Annotated in this window: 15 protein-coding genes; 2 read left to right on the top strand and 13 right to left on the bottom strand. The window is 36.7% G+C overall.

Going from position 1 to position 18,135, the window contains the following annotated elements; genetic code table 11:
- Window positions 1-53: 53 nt before the first annotated feature.
- The 5 genes from JIV24_RS11845 to JIV24_RS11865 form a co-directional block, all read right to left on the bottom strand.
- Complete coding sequence (locus tag JIV24_RS11845; protein ID WP_200465257.1) at window positions 54-1,508, bottom strand: hypothetical protein; 1,455 nt, start codon at window positions 1,506-1,508, stop codon at window positions 54-56.
- 358 nt (window positions 1,509-1,866) lie between these two features.
- A complete protein-coding gene (locus tag JIV24_RS11850; protein WP_200465258.1) occupies window positions 1,867-2,598 on the bottom strand; it encodes a DUF2971 domain-containing protein in 732 nt (243 codons plus the stop codon).
- Between the two features lie 368 nt (window positions 2,599-2,966).
- Entirely contained in the window at window positions 2,967-3,308 is a 342-nt protein-coding gene (locus JIV24_RS11855; RefSeq protein ID WP_200465259.1) for a hypothetical protein, read from the bottom strand.
- Between the two features lie 74 nt (window positions 3,309-3,382).
- The gene (locus tag JIV24_RS11860; protein WP_200465260.1) at window positions 3,383-3,868 is read right to left on the bottom strand and encodes a hypothetical protein; all 486 of its coding nucleotides are present in this window, start codon (window positions 3,866-3,868) and stop codon (window positions 3,383-3,385) included.
- A 368-nt stretch (window positions 3,869-4,236) separates the two neighbouring features.
- Window positions 4,237-6,375: a S9 family peptidase gene (locus JIV24_RS11865; protein ID WP_200465261.1), complete on the bottom strand. Its 2,139-nt coding sequence runs from the start codon at window positions 6,373-6,375 to the stop codon at window positions 4,237-4,239.
- 281 nt (window positions 6,376-6,656) lie between these two features.
- Here JIV24_RS11865 and JIV24_RS11870 point away from each other — a divergent pair, with 281 nt between their 5' ends.
- Window positions 6,657-7,091: a hypothetical protein gene (locus tag JIV24_RS11870; RefSeq protein ID WP_200465262.1), complete on the top strand. Its 435-nt coding sequence runs from the start codon at window positions 6,657-6,659 to the stop codon at window positions 7,089-7,091.
- A gap of 63 nt (window positions 7,092-7,154) precedes the next feature.
- Window positions 7,155-10,247 carry an ATP-binding cassette domain-containing protein gene (locus tag JIV24_RS11875; RefSeq protein WP_200465263.1) on the top strand — a complete coding sequence of 1,031 codons (3,093 nt, stop codon included), beginning with the start codon at window positions 7,155-7,157 and terminating at the stop codon, window positions 10,245-10,247.
- Between the two features lie 40 nt (window positions 10,248-10,287).
- On the opposite strand, the gene JIV24_RS11880 is transcribed toward JIV24_RS11875, so the two are convergent.
- The 8 genes from JIV24_RS11880 to JIV24_RS11915 form a co-directional block, all read right to left on the bottom strand.
- Window positions 10,288-10,668, bottom strand: a complete 381-nt coding sequence (locus JIV24_RS11880) for a DUF1987 domain-containing protein (RefSeq protein WP_200465264.1) — start codon at window positions 10,666-10,668, stop codon at window positions 10,288-10,290.
- A gap of 16 nt (window positions 10,669-10,684) precedes the next feature.
- Window positions 10,685-11,233: a SiaB family protein kinase gene (locus JIV24_RS11885; RefSeq protein ID WP_234445809.1), complete on the bottom strand. Its 549-nt coding sequence runs from the start codon at window positions 11,231-11,233 to the stop codon at window positions 10,685-10,687.
- Window positions 11,234-11,388: 155 nt separating this feature from the next.
- Window positions 11,389-12,312 carry a serine O-acetyltransferase gene (locus tag JIV24_RS11890; RefSeq protein ID WP_200465265.1) on the bottom strand — a complete coding sequence of 308 codons (924 nt, stop codon included), beginning with the start codon at window positions 12,310-12,312 and terminating at the stop codon, window positions 11,389-11,391.
- 5 nt (window positions 12,313-12,317) lie between these two features.
- The gene (locus tag JIV24_RS11895; protein ID WP_200465266.1) at window positions 12,318-12,845 is read right to left on the bottom strand and encodes an AAA family ATPase; all 528 of its coding nucleotides are present in this window, start codon (window positions 12,843-12,845) and stop codon (window positions 12,318-12,320) included.
- Window positions 12,835-13,440, bottom strand: coding sequence for a nicotinamide riboside transporter PnuC (gene pnuC / locus JIV24_RS11900; RefSeq protein ID WP_200465267.1), 606 nt, complete (start codon window positions 13,438-13,440; stop codon window positions 12,835-12,837). Before pnuC ends, JIV24_RS11895 begins: the two co-directional genes overlap by 11 nt.
- A gap of 28 nt (window positions 13,441-13,468) precedes the next feature.
- Window positions 13,469-15,058, bottom strand: a complete 1,590-nt coding sequence (locus JIV24_RS11905) for a S41 family peptidase (RefSeq protein WP_200465268.1) — start codon at window positions 15,056-15,058, stop codon at window positions 13,469-13,471.
- A 112-nt stretch (window positions 15,059-15,170) separates the two neighbouring features.
- Window positions 15,171-16,700 (bottom strand): glutamine-hydrolyzing GMP synthase, encoded by a 1,530-nt coding sequence (guaA, locus tag JIV24_RS11910; protein WP_200465269.1) that lies wholly within the window; start codon window positions 16,698-16,700, stop codon window positions 15,171-15,173.
- 119 nt (window positions 16,701-16,819) lie between these two features.
- Window positions 16,820-18,046, bottom strand: coding sequence for an aspartyl protease family protein (locus JIV24_RS11915; RefSeq protein WP_200465270.1), 1,227 nt, complete (start codon window positions 18,044-18,046; stop codon window positions 16,820-16,822).
- Window positions 18,047-18,135 lie beyond the last annotated feature (89 nt).

Genomic DNA, 18,135 nt, shown 5'->3' on the forward strand with positions numbered 1-18,135 from the left:
TGAAAATTTCGTTAAAGGGTTCTGCGATTTTATCAAGTCAAAAATTGAAAAAACTAATTTTTAGAACCCACCTTAAGAGAGTTTATCTCTTTTTTAAATTCGGCCGGTTCAATAGCTTGTTCACCCAGAACCCAAATCTTAAATTTTAAAGCAGCAATATTGTATTTTATATGACCATCTTTTGGTAATAAATCGGCAAGTTTATTTAATTCCAATAATGCATCATACACGCCTACATTGTTTATCATGTACTTGAATACCGTGTTTTTATTCAATAAAGAACCATATTCAGATTTTCTAGGAATTTCAAGCTTATCGATATAAGTTGCTGGTAATTGTTGATTTATAACACGGTCAAACAATGAGTTTTGAATCTCGATGGCTTGTTCTAAGTTTTGTTCCGATAACGATTTCTGAAATATTCCTACTAAGCCTTCCGCCGAGATATCATTGTATTTATTCTTTTTTTGAAGCTCCAATACGACAACAGCTTTACGATGACTCGCAAGGTATGGCTCCAAAGCATTTAAGATACTTTTATCATTTAACTTCTCTTTGATTTCTTTTTTTGAGAGCTCTGATAAATATGAATAGCTAGAGTATGTAATGTCATTCAAGAACTCGACCCAATTTTCTGATACATTAACCTCATTAATTATTTCTGGTTCTTGAAATTTCTGAAGCGCAGTGACGATACTTTCAGCCCTTTGTTTTTGAAGCTCATTGTTTCTATCTGTTTTCCCTTCAATGGAAGAATAGGCTCTAATCGTTATTTTTTTCACATTATAGTTTGTCAAACTTAGGGAGTCATAAAGAGGCTTTATATCCTCTTGTGAATAGCTTGATTTATTTTTTGCAAACGGAATTTCAAAGCGAAGGCTTTTGTGACTTAAAATATACTGTTCTTGTTTTGAAATAGTTTGATTAAATCGACTCTTATATGTTAAGGTATCAAGGAACATTCCCATTTCCAACAAGTCCCACCTGTATGTCTGCAAATCGACAAAACTGTTATAATAACATAAATATTTCTTTTTTAGAATAAGCAGGTTAAATTCAATGTCTTCTGAAAGAAATTTGTCTGGCACTTTACCAACCTTGATAATAACACGATTATCTTGTGTTGGAATCATATTTGATGTGAGTTCTTTTAAATATATAGGCCTTTGTAAATCCCCCCTGATTATCGTCCTTTCCTCAAGAATTTCGACGCTACAGTCATACCTATTCTTATTTACAATATCAATTGCAATTCCATCAGTAGCTTTCTTAAACATCTGCTCAAACCACTCGCGATTCGTTACAAAAAAGTATAATTCATTACTTTCATAATCACGTCGAATACCAAACTGAATCTCATCTGGCATATTTCTAAAAATCTCAATGCAGTCCTTACATTTAGTATTGTATTTTGAACCAGGGGTTTTAATATCAAAATATTCTTGGCTTATGAGAGGAGAAAGAATAAATAAACCTATTATGAAAATGAAACATCTTAATTTTACCATAGATTTTTAATCATTTTAAGTGACTTGCAGCTTTCAAAACCACTATAATTACCGCGCTGTTGCGCAATTTGGCTAAGGATTTTAAGCAAATTCTTCCTAAGTAATATTGAGCCCAAGATTGATGTATGTTTAAACAAATTTTGTTCTGCAATTTGTATTAGTCTTAACGGTGGCTGCATGGCGTCGTGAGGGTTTTTATCCTTACAATCTTTCCAAATTGAGCTGAGCCAAAGCGTTGTATTTGTTTTAACTTTTCTTTTATAAGCCAAATCAGCGATTTGGCGCTGGTAGCTGGAGCTACGGACTTTCCAAAACACTACGAATCCCGAAATGCGCTATAGCAGCGTGTTGTACCCAGTTATTTTATGTCTCCAAGTGATATTCTTCTTGACCAATAAGATGCTTTTTTTATTTCAATATTAGGTATTAAGCTTCTAATTGATGGATTATATAACTCATTAAAGTCAACTCCAAGAATTACTCTTCTTAAACTTTTTCTAATTGAACAGTAAACATTGTCAGTTGTATAGCAGTAATGTAATAGCCGTTTTTCATTTTCTGAATGCCACTCATCGTTCTTTCTGAAATAAAAATAGTCCATATATTCTTCCCTCAAATGTTCACGAACATACCTACCAATTCCCAGTGTTTTAATTAGATTATAATCAACATTTGGGAGACGATTAGTCTTAGAGGCATTCTCATATTCAATAGCCTTAAATTTATTCTCATCAATTTTATCCTGATTCTCTAGAAGAAAGTCGTCACCATTTATTTCTAGGCAGACTCCTTTATGATTTTGACCATAAAGAGCCCAAAGTCTTGAATATTCATACCCTTTTAATCCATTATAATCCTGGGCAAAACATAGAATTTTACATCCTCTTCTTATTTCATCGCTAATTTCACGATTTACTTTCCAAATATTCTCCTCACTACCTAATCCACTTATGGCAAATGAAAAACTTTTATTTTCTCTAGGGTCATTTGTATTACCCATTGGATTTAATAAAAGTCTTAATTCTGGCAAAATGTACTCAATTGCGGTTTGCATTGAGCAATAGTGATATAAAGTGTTATTCTCTGCCATTCTCATTTAATTGGGTACAACTTAAATACATACAGCACGATGTTTTATATATGTCTAATAGTCACCACATTTTCCATATGCTGTTTTTAGATATTCTAGCTATTCAATCAGCACTTTTATAAAACTAATTAAAATACCATCATCTTGGCGTGAGTAAAGTTGTGCCCTTCGAAAATAACGCTTCTCTCCTGTTCTTTTATACTCTCTCTTTTAAATAATCCGAGTGCATGGCGTATGCTCAAATGAGATTGAAACATCCATTCATTCGCCATATTTGATTGAAGAAAGCGGATAATCCATGCAAGCATGCACTCAAAAGATGCAAGTATCAAACAATGTGATGCAATCATTGAGAATGACGACGAATATCAGCGATGTTTTAATTGATCGCTGAGCATGCAAACAACATCAATGAACCAATCTGATTGACAACTGCGCCGTTTTCCATCAACGATGAATCGTTTCGGTTCATTCATGTGCAAGTTTGGCTCAGGTATGCGCTTCTTTATTCGAAACATCCGATAATTCTGGTCGTTTATTATATCTGGCGATCTAGGTTTTCGCCACATAAGTACCCACATCATATAAAATGGTTCGTGAATCCATGTAAATGACGCATTATTCATTAAAAACAGCTGGCTAATGATACCTTTCGCCGCATCTATGGATGTAGCAAGTAAGCCAATGCTATTTACATGGCCTCCATTCATTTATTAAAATAAAAAAGGGGTACTTCCGAAGTACCCCTCTGACATAAGAATGCCCGTGCTATGACCAAAAAATATTAATTATTACTTACTTCGTCAGTGGCAGTTGTATTGCTTCTGTCGAACCGACCTTTTAATTGATTATAAAGGCTGTTGGCACCCGGTAATCCGGCTTTGTTTGCCGCCTTAATCATATTATACACCATCAGGGCATTGGAATAGGCCTCTGATCCGGCCAGCATTTGGGTGTCGCGCACATGATCATACAAATATGCCAGTGGTGCTAATAATTCTTCCAGCTGCTCGTATAACTTCAGGTCCTTACTCATTTCTTCTGGACTTACATAGGATGGCAGTATACTGGCATCGTTCTTAATGGCAGTCTCCACATCCTGCACAAAGGAATAATTTCGCTTATCCATCTTGGGCAGACGCTTTCGCTGCTCGGGTGTTACCCCTGTTAAAAAGGGCATCTTTTCCTTGATTTGCCTTAACAAATCAATCACTTCCACCACATCCTCCTGGGGCATGGTTACTGAAATTTGATTACTTGAATAACTCATCGTTAACTATTTTAAGTTAGATTTGGCTATAGTACCGGGCTTTCTTTCTGATACACGCCTGGTGTACAATAGTTAATAGCAGAGAGGGCAAAACGTAACACCTTTTTTCGTACAAATTTAATTTTCGTTGATAAACAGACCACTACTAACGATAAACGTCTGATTTTCTTCCATTAAATAAAATATTCTATTTATCATATCTTTATTTCTAATTCGAATTAGTCGTTTTTTTCACCTTTAAATCCTTATATATCATTTAAGATTTAGCAAAAGCGAACGCTAGTATCAGAAGACTCATTCAATAAGACATAAAAAAACCTGGTAAGCATCCACTCACCAGGCTTTTCGAATTCATTCTATACTTGTCGCTACAAGAAGTCATCAAAATAGCGGGTCACTTTTTCCATTAGATGTATGCGATCTTTTCCTCGTACATTGTGTTCATGCCGTGGATAAGGAAAATAATCTATTTGAACGCCATTTTTAACACACTCGTGAATAAACGAAAGACTGTGCTGCCAAACAACAACCGGATCAATGGCTCCATGAATAACCATTAATCGACCTTCCAAATCATTAACTCGTAGGTTTAGGTTCGCATTCTTATAACCTTCTGGATTTTCCTGTGGCATATCCATATAGCGTTCGCCATACATGATTTCATAGTATTTCCAGTCGATCACCGGTCCGCCGGCAACCCCTACTTTAAACACATCCGGGTGCTGTGTCATCATTGAAATGGTCATAAAACCACCATAACTCCAGCCATGCACACCAATCTTATCTGCATCAACATAAGGAAGTGATTGCAGGTATTCGATACCCTGCATTTGATCTTCCACTTCCAATTGACCTAATTGACGGTGAATAGCCTGTGCAAATTCTTTTCCGCGATTGGCTGTACCCCTGTTATCAAGCGTAAAAGCAATGTAGCCTTTTTGGGCCATGTATAGCTGCCAACCACGAGCACCTCCCATCCATCGATTCTGTATCATCTGCGAATGCGGACCACCATAGACATATACAATCACCGGGTATTTCCTGGCAGCATCAAAATCAACTGGTAAAACCATACGTGCATTTAAATCAAATTGCCCATCTTTTGTTTTTAGTTTAAGCAATTCGACTTTCCCGGTTTCCATCCCTTTGTATGGGTTCTCCACCTCCTGTAGCGTTCGTATGCTTCTGCCTCGCGTGTCTACCAACTTGGTGATTGATGGAACATTCAACGAGGAGAAAGTCGTTAAAGCATAACGTCCATCTTTACTAATCTTCACCTTGTGAACACCTTCATCGGTGGTAACACGATTCATCTTTCCGGATGTCAGGCTAACTTTGTAAACATGACGCTCTAAGGCTTCTTCTTTCGTTGATTCGATAAACACGTATTTAGCTGCTTTGTCAAAACCCAGTACATTCGTCACTTCCCAGTCACCTTGCGTCAACTGCTTTTTTAACTGCCCATCTAAACCATATACATACAGATGATTATTTCCATCCTTTATACTTTGCCAGATGAAATCACCTTTCTTTCCCGGAACAAATAAGGCCGGATGCTGTGGCTCAGTCCAGCGTTCATCTTTTTCTTCAAACAAAGTTGATACGAGTTGACCATTGGAAGCATCGTATTTATTGAGATGCATGTGGTTTTGCTCACGATTAAGCTCAGCAACTAATAAATATTTGTTATCGGCCGTCCAACATACATTCGTAAAAAAGCGATCGTATGGCTCTCCTGTTTTCAGGAAGATCGTTTCCTTCGTATTCAAATTGTATACGCCAACGGTTACCTGATGACTACCCATTCCTGCCATTGGGTATTTAATATTCTCTAATTTGGCAACACGTTCATCCACATTAACTAAAGGATAATCGCTTACCATCGAGTTATCTTCCCTATAAAAAGCGAGCTGCTCACCATTGGGTGACCAGAATGTACCTTTGTTTATTCCAAATTCATTACGATGAACGGTATGACCAAATACAACATCATCACCCTCATTACCTGCAACCATCACAGGTTTGCTTTTTCCTTCTTTTAGATACAAATCATTGCCAAGGGTATAGGCCACGGTGCCTGCATTTTTATTTAAATCAAAATTAGAAGCACCTGCTTCACGCCCCACGCACATCATTACTTTTTCAGACGCCTGATCAACTGAATAATAAGCTTCTTTAGTTGTAAATGAGAATTGCATTTTTGTGTCCCAGCTGAGTTGAGGCAGGCGCTTTAGCGCGCTGTAGCCATCTTTTTCCAGAATGGTGTTTAACCAGTTCAAATCAAAGGCAAAAACCGCATTTGTGCTTTTTAGTTCTTGTACAAAAACAGAATCCTGACGCTGCAATACCAACTGATTGGCATCGCCTTTAAAATTTACATTAATGGCACGCGGGTAATAATTGTAAAAACTCTTCCCACCGCTAATGACATCATCTAAAGCAAGTTGTCCGTTTGCACAATTGATGCCCAGCACAATAAGCAACAACATGAATAAATTCTTCTTCATTATATAAAATTTACAATACACACTAGTAATCAACCATTTCAACTTAACGATTCAAAATCGCATTGAAAGTACATAGTTGGCAAATATAAATAAACAAAACAATGAGATTTGTAATTTATGCAATGATTACAGCACACAGCTATGACCTTCATTCGTATCAACAAGCTATGTCGAGAATATTATTTTCATTTTTTTGGTTCATTGACAGCTATAATTGACAACTTTTAGATATCTTTCAGAAAATTTTGAACCTGTTAAATCTCAATAAAAGCACATTAAAAATGAAGCGTTCGTTAATTTTATTTGTTTTATCTATTGTTGCCCTATTATCTCCATTAAAATTAAATTCACAAGAAGACGTTTTATTCAGTAACTGTATTAATCAGCTTAAGTCGCCCTATATTGCCAGCGGACAGCCATTCCGTGCATTTTTAACCGGCACTGAGGTAGCTGAGTTTCACACTACTTTTTTCTCTGGAAGCATGTATCGTGTTGTCGCATGTAGTCATCAGGAAAACAATATTTTATTCTCGATTTATGACAAAGAGCGCAACTTGCTTTTTTCAAACGAACACCATGAAGCTGCAGGAACATGGGATTTTAAAATTGAAGGTTCGGTTGAGTGCATCGTTGAAGCCAGATTGAATCCGGATAAATCTACATCGGGCATCGCGATGCTAATGATAGGCTTTAAAAGCCTTGAGGAAATGAACTAAGAGCTCCGTGTAAAACAATCAAGTATAAATACTAACCTCTCTGAGGTTATTTTATAACAGCATATGAGCGAGGAAATATTAAAGGCACTTATACAGTTGTTTGCGCTCATCGCATTTCCTCGCACCGAGATTAAATCTCGACGATTCATCGTAAAATCCTTTCTCAATCAACAATTAAACAACCGATTAGTCGAAGAGTATTTGCAGCTTTTCGATCGACTTCACGAGCAACACGAACAACGTCTATCTGACAAGGATAAATTCCGTAAACGTCATTCTGCCAGCTCGGTTAAGGTTCTGAAAATTGCGACTGAAATAAATGAAGCGCTAACATATTACCAAAAGCTCATTGTTTTAATCCAGCTTATAGAGTTCTTGAACATCGACATTGGCATGAGCGATTATGAGCGTGAATTTATTGAAACCGTCGCTCAAACATTTAATCTTCCTGAACAAGAGTATCAACTCATTATCAACTTTATTACAAGCTCTTTTTCTGATATTCCGGAATCAAATAGCGTATTAATAGTTGACAACAATCCTTACCATGAGCAGGCCAATTTCAGACATTTATATTGGGAAAACCTGAAAGGTGAATTGAGAGTTGTTCACTTAAAATCGGTCAATCTCTTTGCTTTTCGATTCAGAGGTCATATGGATATAAGCATGAATGGCCAGTTGATTAACGAAGGTCGCGTTCAGATTTTAAACCCAGGAAGTTCGCTTCGTAACAAACTTATCAATACAATTTTCTATAGCGATATCTTTGGTCAATTTACCAGCGACAATATTGATAATGCAATAGATTTCAGATGTGTCAATGTAGAATATCATTTTAGTAAAAAAGCCATAGGACTGCATAAAACATCGTTTGCTTCAAAATCTGGCAAATTGGTGGGTATCATGGGCTCAAGTGGTGCCGGTAAAAGCACCTTGGTTAATGTTTTAAGTGGCATTAACACACCAACTAAAGGACAGGTATTTTTAAATGACATTGATGTTCATAACAACCTCGACCAAGCCAAAGGACTGATCGGTTATGTAGCTCAGGACGATCTTCTGATGGAAGATTTGACCGTCTACCAAAACTTGTATTACAATGCCAAGCTTTGCTTTGACAACCTTCCGGAATATCAGATAAAACGTAAAGTTCTTCGCCTACTGAGTTCGCTAGGCTTATACGAAATTCGTTTTATGAAAGTAGGCAGTCCGTTAAATAAGAAAATTAGCGGAGGTCAAAGAAAAAGACTTAATATAGCTCTTGAACTTATTCGCGAACCATCTATACTATTTTTAGACGAGCCAACTTCTGGATTATCATCGCGTGATTCGGACAATATTATTGATTTACTTAAAGAGTTGTCGATTAGAGGTAAACTGGTCTTTGTGGTTATTCACCAGCCATCATCTGACATATTTAAGATGTTTAACCAACTGCTGGTGCTTGACACCGGAGGATATCTGATTTACAATGGCGACCCGGTTGAAAGCGTTAACTATTTTAAGGCCTGTATAAACCATGCCAATCGCGATGAAAGTGAATGCCCAACCTGCGGTAATGTTAACGTTGAGCAGATTTTGAACATTGTGAATTCACAGATTCTTGATGAATATGGCAATTTCACACAAACGCGTCGCGTTGACCCCAAAGAATGGTATGATCTTTTCCATGAGGGTTGGGAGTCGAACGAGCCGCCAGCTCCTGAAAAAAACTCACTACCAAGGATAAGTTTTCAGATTCCGAACAGACTGAAGCAATTATTCATTTTTATTAAAAGAGACATTGCATCAAAGTTGGCTAACCGTCAATATTTACTCATCAACCTATTTGAAACACCTGTTCTGGCACTGTTATTAGCATCCATCATTAGGTATTATGATGTTGACAACGCCACAGATTCGGCCTATAGCTTTGTTAAAAACCCGAATATTACTGTCTACATCATCATGTCAGTAATTATCGCTCTTTTTGTTGGTTTAACTGTAAGTGCTGAAGAGATAATTAATGATAGAAAGATTCAACGAAGAGAATCATTTCTCAACCTAAGCCGCTTAAGTTATTTATTTTCAAAGATCGCCATATTATCGGCTATCTCCGCCATTCAATCAGCTTTATTTGTATTAATTGGCAACTTTATAATTGAACTAAGCGGTATGTTTTGGCATTATTGGGTCATCTTATTTAGCAGCTCCGTTTTTGCTAACATCCTTGGATTAAACATCTCTGACACTTTTAAAAAAACTGTCAATATTTATATCATCGTTCCTTTTCTAATTATTCCACAGCTGATTTTAAGTGGCGTATTCATTAGCTTCGATCGCCTCAACCCATCCATTTCAACGCCTGACAAAATACCATTTTATGGTGAGATAATAACTGCACGTTGGGCATTTGAAGCATTGGCAGTTGCACAATATAAAGACAATGCATTTTATAGTGATTACTTCAGTTACGATAAACTTAAAAGCCAAGCTAAATACCGAAAAGAGTTCTGGATTCCGGCACTAAACAGTCATCTTAGTAAGCTTGAAGCCATTATTAACAAAAATACCCAAACGGACTCCTTTGAACAATTGAATTATTCAATTGACCTAATCAATCAAGAATTAACGAAGCATTACGAGTTATACCCAGAAAGAAGTGCAGAACTGAAACTACTTTCTTCGACAAATGAAATAACAGATATTGCAGGCGTTAGAGATTACATTACATTTTTAAAGGAATACTACAAAAACTTATACAATCAGGCAGATGCGAAGCTTGATAACAAAATAAAGGCAATAACGAAAACCGATGAAGGTCGACACAACTACATAGAAGGCAAAAAACAGTATTTTAACGAAGATTTAGAACGCTTTGTAACCAACTCTAATAATTTCTTCTCAAACAAAATAATAGAGTTCAATGGCGAATTATGGCAAAAGATTGATCCCATCTATCAAGATCCTGAAAATAAATTTTTAAAAGCTCATTTTTTGGCTCCCACTAAAAATATTGGCGAGCTAAATATGAATACGTTCTGTGCCAACACCATCGTTATCTGGCTAATTAACATCATTTTGTTTGTCATGCTTTATTTCAGAACTCTGCCAAAGTTAGCCAAACTAAAAACACTCGTTAGGTGGTATATTAAGGATACAAAAAAGGCCGATTGAAAAATTCCAATCAGCCTTTATATAATATTCTTGAGTATTACTACTCTTCCATTTCTATCATTTTAAAAGGAATATTAATTATCGATTGATAATCTTCTCCTGCCTCAAACATATCTTCATCATCCTCCTCATAGTACCAGTTTATTTCAACCGGATGACCCTTTTTATGAATCAACTCAAGGCGCTTAAATATGTCCAAGATACACTTTGAGGAACTTGTATTGAAATACTCTAACTGGATGTTTACGTTGGTTTCTTCAGAAGGTGTATCTCCAAACTTTTCAAGCCAATCAATAATCGGCTTGTAAAACTCAACAGAATTTTCTGGAATAGAGCGTCCTTTAATCTCAACCATTCCTTTTTCCCCATCTAGTCTTACAAATGGTGTTTTTGGACTTCCTTCACGAATAATTGTTTCCATACTGGTAGCTATACGGTTAACTAATGTATACATCTAGCGAGAAAAAGATGTATTCATCATCAAATTGATAAAAATAATATTCTAATTTATTGCCTGTTTTCCTAACGATATCGAGCATTCCAAGGCCTCCCCCTCCTTTATCCGAAAACTCATCGTTATTAAGTATATCCCTGTATAACATCCGAACTTCTTCGTCTGAAAGGGAATTTACCTGGTCAATTCGGTCTTTAATATAATTTAATTTTTCCTTTTTCACAAAATTGCCTGTAGAGATGCGATAAAAGGTACCATCCTTACTTAAAATAATGATACCGAAGTTACTGCTTTGCTCAACAGGAGCGGTAACTGGTGGTAAATCCACATGATGATAGAGGTTTTGCAAACTTTCTACAAACACATTATAAACTTTCTTTCGAACACGATTTTTTTCATTTTTCATGTTCAAACTGTTTTCAATGGAATGCAGTGCTTCTGAAATTAACTCTGGTGTAATACTTCCGTTATACTCCAGAATAACCTCTCCTTGTTTCTTTTCTAAATACCAGTTTTTTAATTCAAATGCCATTTCCAATGGTCTAATTGCCTACAAATATAGAAAAATTATGTTACCGTCTGTGCAAGCACAAGTTTACATTAATTACGGCAATTATCCCCTAATCGATACATATATTTGGTAAAAACCCTGTATTTACTGATAAAAGCCGATTTTTCACTGATAATCTATATCCCACCTCCTTCGGCATATAAAACATCGCGCGGCTTAAACTGTACAATTTTCGAACCCGAAGCAACCGAATTCGTCACCCAAACATTACCACCAATAATCGAATTTGCTCCAACCGTAATTCGTCCCAATATGGTTGCCTGAGCATAGATAACCACATTATCTTCAATAATCGGATGTCGCGGAATACCTTTTATGGGATTACCTTTTTCATCCAATGGAAAACTTTTGGCTCCTAGTGTTACTCCCTGAAATAACTTAACATTATTTCCTAAAATTGAGGTAGCACCAATTACTACACCCGTTCCATGGTCGATACTAAAATACTCACCAATGGTTGCACGTGGATGAATATCAATACCTGTTTCTGAATGCGCCATTTCACTTATCATACGAGGAATTAATGGAACACCTATTTTTAATAAAGCATGAGCCACGCGGTAATTGGTTATGGCCCTTATAGCTGGATAACAAAAAATCACTTCACCTTTGCTCTTTGCTGCCGGATCTCCAAGAAAAGCAGCCTCAACATCAGTTGTTAAAACACGTCTAACATCAGGTAACACACTTATAAACTGACTGGCATAATCATGCGCCTGACCTTTGCGCTCACTTAAATCAAAACCTTCCGGTTTATCACACATAAAGCATAAGCCAGCAAATATCTGCTCTACCATTAAGCTGTATAGCTTTTCAGTATTGACGCCAATATAATAGCGAACGCTATCGGGACGTATTGAACTATCGCCATAATAGCCCGGAAAAATTATTTCGCGTGACAGACTGACAATCTTTTCCAATGCCTGAAGAGATGGCATTTTATGATCTTTAAAGTGTGGGTGACAAACACTTTTATAACTCTGTTCTTGCGACAGCTCTTCTATCGCTGATTTGATTCGTTCAAAGTGGTTAGTGGTCATAGCAATTATTGTAGTTTTTGGTTAATCTTATTTATTGCAGCCTTTAAGCGCTCTTCACCCTGGCCTTTTACAATTTCATAATCGAAGTTATAATATTCTAATTCATTCTTGTACTGTTCAAAAAGATACATTCGTTTATGCTTGTTTTCACGAACACTATCTTCTATCCATTCAGTATCAGGATAACATAACAAATGTAAATCAACATCTGCTCTTACTATAGCATCATCAATCCATTCAGGTACAAAACCATACACTTCCCTATACCATATTTTCGTAATAATTAAGAAGGTATCAAACACAACCATTGGCTTTATTGACAACAGAGCTTTTTTATATCCATTCACTTGCTGTTTGGCAATGGCATTAACATCCTTCAGAAGGTATGGTCTATCTATACTCTCTATATACTCGCGTGCATATTCACTTACCAAATCAGCATTATAAAATATACTCAACTCTTTTGATAAAGTTGATTTGCCAGTCGACTCAGGACCTGTTAAAACAATAATTTTAGGTTGTTTATTGTGCATTCTGAGTCATTGTACGTTTCCACTCCGAATAACCAACAATGGCACCAGCTGTGTAGATCAAAAATAAGAAACTATAGAAATACAGCCCTTTATACATATACATGCCCATTGAAATGGTGTTAATTACAACCCAAAAAAGCCAATGATGAATGTACTTTCTGGCCAACATCCAAGTTGCTACTATTGATGCCGCTGTTGTAAAAGAATCCAGATACGGTAAATCCGAACTAGCTATATCAACCATGGCTGGTATATTAAGCAAAGCGCCCAATAAAACCAGATAAATAAGTCCTCCCACAATTAGCAATTTCAGAAGCAATCTGATATTTAGTTCTTTTATAGAAACAGCACTGTCTGACTGACTGTTTTGTCCACTCATCCAGTACCACCAACCATAAATACTTATGATCACATAATACATTTGCAAGCCCATATCGGCATACAAAGTAGCTTGATAAAATACAATTAATGACACTACTGAAGCCACAATGCCCCATGGCCACAACCAGGCTTTTTCGCGAATAGAATAAAACAGATATATCAATGAAGCAAGCGTTCCTGCCACTTCAAGACCATAGTTACGTATTAAATCCATTATTGAGTTAGGGCAAATTTTATTGTTATCATTTCAAGTACTGAGAGTAATCGCGCTTCGATTCAACAATTTCGATAGCTTTAATATAGGCCTCTGAAATAGGGTTAATCGACTGAAAATACTCAGATGAAGTAAATAAATCGCGAGCAATTAATGCTTTTAGCTGTGCCTCAACAAGCGGACGCGACACCTTTAATTCCTCTTCATTCAACTCCACATCTTCTTCCTCACCTTCTTTTATAAGTAGGTCAACAATCTTATTATCAATTGAAAAACCTTCATTAAAAGACTTGTAGCTTTTATACATAATTTCCAGATCAGAACGATTATTATCAACGTAATTTAGCACCATTCGACTAACCGAACCTGTGGCAACCAAATCTCTGTAATAATCTGAATACATACTTGTGTCAACAGCTATGAATACATCAGGCATAATACCACCTCCTCCATATACAGTACGACCTGATACTTTGGTCTTAAACTCTAAGGCTTCATCAAATTGGATGCTATCTGCATTTGACAACTCACCATGAAGGTAACGTTCACCCAACTCATTATGATAGGCATCTACACCATTTTCATATTCCTTTTGAATACAGCGACCAGCTGGTGTGTAATACTCCGCGATAGTTAAGCGAATCATAGAGCCATCAGGAAAGTCGAACGGACGCTGCACTAATCCTTTTCCAAAACTACGGCGCCCAACCACAAGACCTCTATCCCAATCCTGAACCGCTCCTGATACAATTTCACTGGCTGAAGCAGAACCCTCATCGATTAATACAACCAGGTTACCCTTCTCAAATTTCCCTTTTTTACTGGCATGATGATTTCGACGTTCACTATTTAATCCTTCGGTATAAACGAGTAATTTATTTTTATCAAGTAATTCATCTGTAATATCGATTGCTGCTTTTAGGTAACCACCGCCATTACCCCTTAAATCAAGTATGAGGTTTTCGTAATCATTTTCATCGAGTTTTTCCAATGCTTCAACAAACTCATCATGCGTATATAAAGCAAAACGTGATATTTTTACATATGCCGTTTTAGGTGTAGCCATGTAGGCGGCTTCAACACTATGCAATGGAATTTTATCACGAACCACCACAAATTTCAATTCTCCGTTTGTTCTTTTACGAAGAATATTCAGGTTCACTTTTGTACCTTTTTTCCCTCTGAGATATTTAAAAACATCACTATTTTTTATCCCAATTCCAGCTACATTTTCACCATCAATACCAACGATACGGTCACCAGCTCTGATACCTACTTTTTCAGACGGACCTCCTATAACAGGATTAACCACCATTAAAGTATCGTCCATAATATTAAACTGAATGCCAACACCCTCAAAACTTCCATCGAGTGGTTCGTTCATTGCAGCCACCTCATCGGCTGAGATATAAACCGAGTGTGGGTCCAGACTCTTGAGCATGCCCACAATCGCTTCCTCAACCAGTCCTTCGTTATCTACTGAGTCGACATATAAAGAATTGACCAACTGATAAGTTAATTGTAATTTCTGAATATTTTTATCGTAAACCTGCGCCTCAACAACACCGACACAAAGTAGTGCCACCAAGCCCAATACCAAACTCTTCCTTACTCCCATCTTATCAGTTTTTAGTTATGTTACTATCTTACAATCCTGAATTATTAATATAAACAAAGGCCGGAAAGAAAAAGTTCCTGCCGGCCATATATTTTACAGATAATTGTCAATACTATTCCCACTCAATAGTTGCCGGTGGTTTTGAACTAATGTCATAAACAACGCGATTGACTCCTTTTACTTTATTAATAATATCGTTCGATACACGCGCAAGAAAATCATATGGTAAATGTACCCAATCAGCGGTCATACCATCAGTTGATGTAACAGCACGCAGCGCTACTACTTTTTCGTAAGTACGCTCATCACCCATCACACCAACAGATTGAACAGGCAATAACATAACTCCCGCCTGCCATACTTGATCGTATAGGTTATTATCTTTCAGTCCCTGAATGAAGATGTGATCAACTTCTTGAAGTAACTGAACTTTTTCAGCAGTGATATCGCCTAATATACGAATCGCTAATCCTGGTCCCGGGAAAGGATGACGTCCTAATAAATTCTCATCAATACCCATTGCTCGCCCTACTCGACGCACTTCATCTTTAAACAGAAGATTTAATGGCTCTACAATTTTTAAATCCATCTCATCAGGCAATCCACCAACATTGTGGTGTGACTTAATTGTAGCTGATGGTCCGTTTACCGAAATAGATTCGATTACATCAGGATAAATCGTTCCTTGTGCTAACCACTTTACATCTTTTATTTTGTGCGATTCAGCATCAAATACCTCAATAAACACACGACCGATAATTTTACGTTTTGTTTCCGGGTCTGAAACACCTTCTAATTCGCTAAGAAACTCATGCTTGGCATCAACTCCGATAACATTTAAACCCATATGCTTATATGAGTCAAGCACAGCTTCAAACTCATTTTTACGTAACAGGCCGTTGTCAACAAAAATACAAGTAAGGTTTTTACCAATAGCTTTATGCAGCAATACACCTGCAACAGTACTATCAACACCTCCTGATAAACCAAGCACTACTTTATCGTTGCCCAACTTCGCTTTTAATCCAGCTACCGTTGTCTCAACAAATGAATCCGGCGTCCAGTTTTGTTGACATCCACAAACACCTACTACAAAATTCTTTAATATCTGAGTTCCTTCAGTACTGTGATATACTTCAGGGTGAAATTGCATTCCGAAAGTTTGCTCGCTTTCGATCTTATAGGCAGCGACCTTAACGTCTTTTGTACTGGCTACAATGTTATAACCTTCTGGAAGATTAACAATTGTATCGCCATGTGACATCCACACTTGTGAATGATGACTGACACCAGTTAACAACTCACTATTTTCATCAACGTACTCAAGGTTAGCTCGTCCGTATTCACGCGTTTTTGATGGCTGAACTTCACCACCATAAAACTGTGACAAATACTGAGCACCATAGCACACCCCTAGTAAAGGCATCTTTCCTTTTATCGCAGTTAAGTCGGGCTTTGGCGCCTCTTCATCGCGCACACTAAATGGACTACCACTTAAAATTACCCCTTTTACTGAATCGTCCATTTCAGGACAATTGTTAAAAGGATGAATTTCACAATACACATTAATCTCACGTACACGTCTAGCAATCAACTGTGTATATTGAGAACCAAAATCCAGAATAATGATTTTTTCCTGCATCAATCTTGCCTTTATTTCCAGTTATCCGAATACGATAACTACAGGTTATACTTGAAAAATTTTGCGCAAATATACGATTAAATATTTGATAATTGCTTGCTAATCATTTGTGAAAATCATCAAAATTTAATGCGGGATAATGTCACAATTTTACGCGATTGCGTTTTCTCATTAATGAAGTGAAAAGTTAATTCATCACGATTTTGTGTTAATTCTTTTAGTCCCAGAAAAACTTCACATGTCGATTTCTGTTTAAATCCTACACCTTCAATATCTTCAATAAGGTCACCTTTTACTACCCCAAAGGATTCTGCATCAGTTCCCTTCCAAACTCCGTTAACCACAAAACTATCGCCCTCCATAATAATATCAAGTCCAAAACTCTTAAATTCAATGGTTTCATTAACCTCCCCAACATCAAAGAAAAAGCGTTTATTGGGATAGTCTATAACAAAGTCTTTCTGATTCAATAATTTCATGCCAATTTTGGACTTACCCGAACTAGTTTCAACAATTGAATGCTTAAAAATGGTCGACTTTCCAAGCTCCAGTTTTAAATCATTGTAAATAGTCATCTGATAACTACCTGCTCCCCAGGCACCGTGTGAATTGGTTCCGCTTGATTCATACAATGGAGATGCTATGACTTCCTTCTGCCGTAACCAGGCCGCCGTTTCATTATACATCGCAAATGAATCTCCGCTACCAGTATCAACCAACACCCACTTTATATTTTTGCCATTCACCTTCATCTTTACAAAAGGTGAACTTTGTTGTTTATTAATAAACATTTTTGACGAATTGGATTTATCAGCACCAAATGCTTTGTAAGAATCTGCGATTATCAACTTCTGTGCTTCCCAATCAATTTTAAAAGCTCCAAAGCGTAGCAAATTACTCCCAATAATACCTTTATAGCCTAAACACTTAAAAGGACCGGTAAACATATCGACATAAAGCGTTGGGATATTCTCGTATTGCAACTGTCCTACCTTAATGCTAGGCATTTGAACCACTTGTGATTGTTGCTTTTTTCCAGAAGCATCGCCAACATTCATTTCATTCAAATTAATAAAATCATGTTTGACACTATCCTTGAATAAAATACACATGGCACCGGTATCGAGCAAATATCTCCCTTCTACTCCATTCATTGTGGCATTAATAACAATTTTATCATGCTCATACTCAAAAGGAATTTCAGCATAAAAATCATCGTTAAGTATACGTCCACTATTAAATTGTGCATGGGCTCCCAGCGAAAACATCAGGCACAGTAACAGGCTGCTTACTCTTAATTGCGGCAATATCATTCTTGTTGAAAAAATTCTTAAAAGGTGGTTCATGTTAATCTCTTTTTATCACAGTACTAAAAATGATAATTACTTCATCACCATCAAATATCATTATTTACTAGTACTTTTTTTATTAATTT

Source organism: Carboxylicivirga marina (assembly GCF_016612505.1).
Lineage (GTDB): Bacteria > Bacteroidota > Bacteroidia > Bacteroidales > Marinilabiliaceae > Carboxylicivirga > Carboxylicivirga marina.

Bases quoted from the DNA above. Each gene is read 5' to 3' on its own strand.
- JIV24_RS11845 (WP_200465257.1), bottom strand. From the start codon at position 1,508: ATGGTAAAATTAAGATGTTTCATTTTCATAATAGGTTTATTTATTCTT.
- JIV24_RS11850 (WP_200465258.1), bottom strand. From the start codon at position 2,598: ATGGCAGAGAATAACACTTTATATCACTATTGCTCAATGCAAACCGCA.
- JIV24_RS11855 (WP_200465259.1), bottom strand. From the start codon at position 3,308: ATGAATGGAGGCCATGTAAATAGCATTGGCTTACTTGCTACATCCATA.
- JIV24_RS11860 (WP_200465260.1), bottom strand. From the start codon at position 3,868: ATGAGTTATTCAAGTAATCAAATTTCAGTAACCATGCCCCAGGAGGAT.
- JIV24_RS11865 (WP_200465261.1), bottom strand. From the start codon at position 6,375: ATGAAGAAGAATTTATTCATGTTGTTGCTTATTGTGCTGGGCATCAAT.
- JIV24_RS11870 (WP_200465262.1), top strand. From the start codon at position 6,657: ATGAAGCGTTCGTTAATTTTATTTGTTTTATCTATTGTTGCCCTATTA.
- JIV24_RS11875 (WP_200465263.1), top strand. From the start codon at position 7,155: ATGAGCGAGGAAATATTAAAGGCACTTATACAGTTGTTTGCGCTCATC.
- JIV24_RS11880 (WP_200465264.1), bottom strand. From the start codon at position 10,668: ATGGAAACAATTATTCGTGAAGGAAGTCCAAAAACACCATTTGTAAGA.
- JIV24_RS11885 (WP_234445809.1), bottom strand. From the start codon at position 11,233: ATGGCATTTGAATTAAAAAACTGGTATTTAGAAAAGAAACAAGGAGAG.
- JIV24_RS11890 (WP_200465265.1), bottom strand. From the start codon at position 12,312: ATGACCACTAACCACTTTGAACGAATCAAATCAGCGATAGAAGAGCTG.
- JIV24_RS11895 (WP_200465266.1), bottom strand. From the start codon at position 12,845: ATGCACAATAAACAACCTAAAATTATTGTTTTAACAGGTCCTGAGTCG.
- pnuC (WP_200465267.1), bottom strand. From the start codon at position 13,440: ATGGATTTAATACGTAACTATGGTCTTGAAGTGGCAGGAACGCTTGCT.
- JIV24_RS11905 (WP_200465268.1), bottom strand. From the start codon at position 15,058: ATGGGAGTAAGGAAGAGTTTGGTATTGGGCTTGGTGGCACTACTTTGT.
- guaA (WP_200465269.1), bottom strand. From the start codon at position 16,700: ATGCAGGAAAAAATCATTATTCTGGATTTTGGTTCTCAATATACACAG.
- JIV24_RS11915 (WP_200465270.1), bottom strand. From the start codon at position 18,046: ATGAACCACCTTTTAAGAATTTTTTCAACAAGAATGATATTGCCGCAA.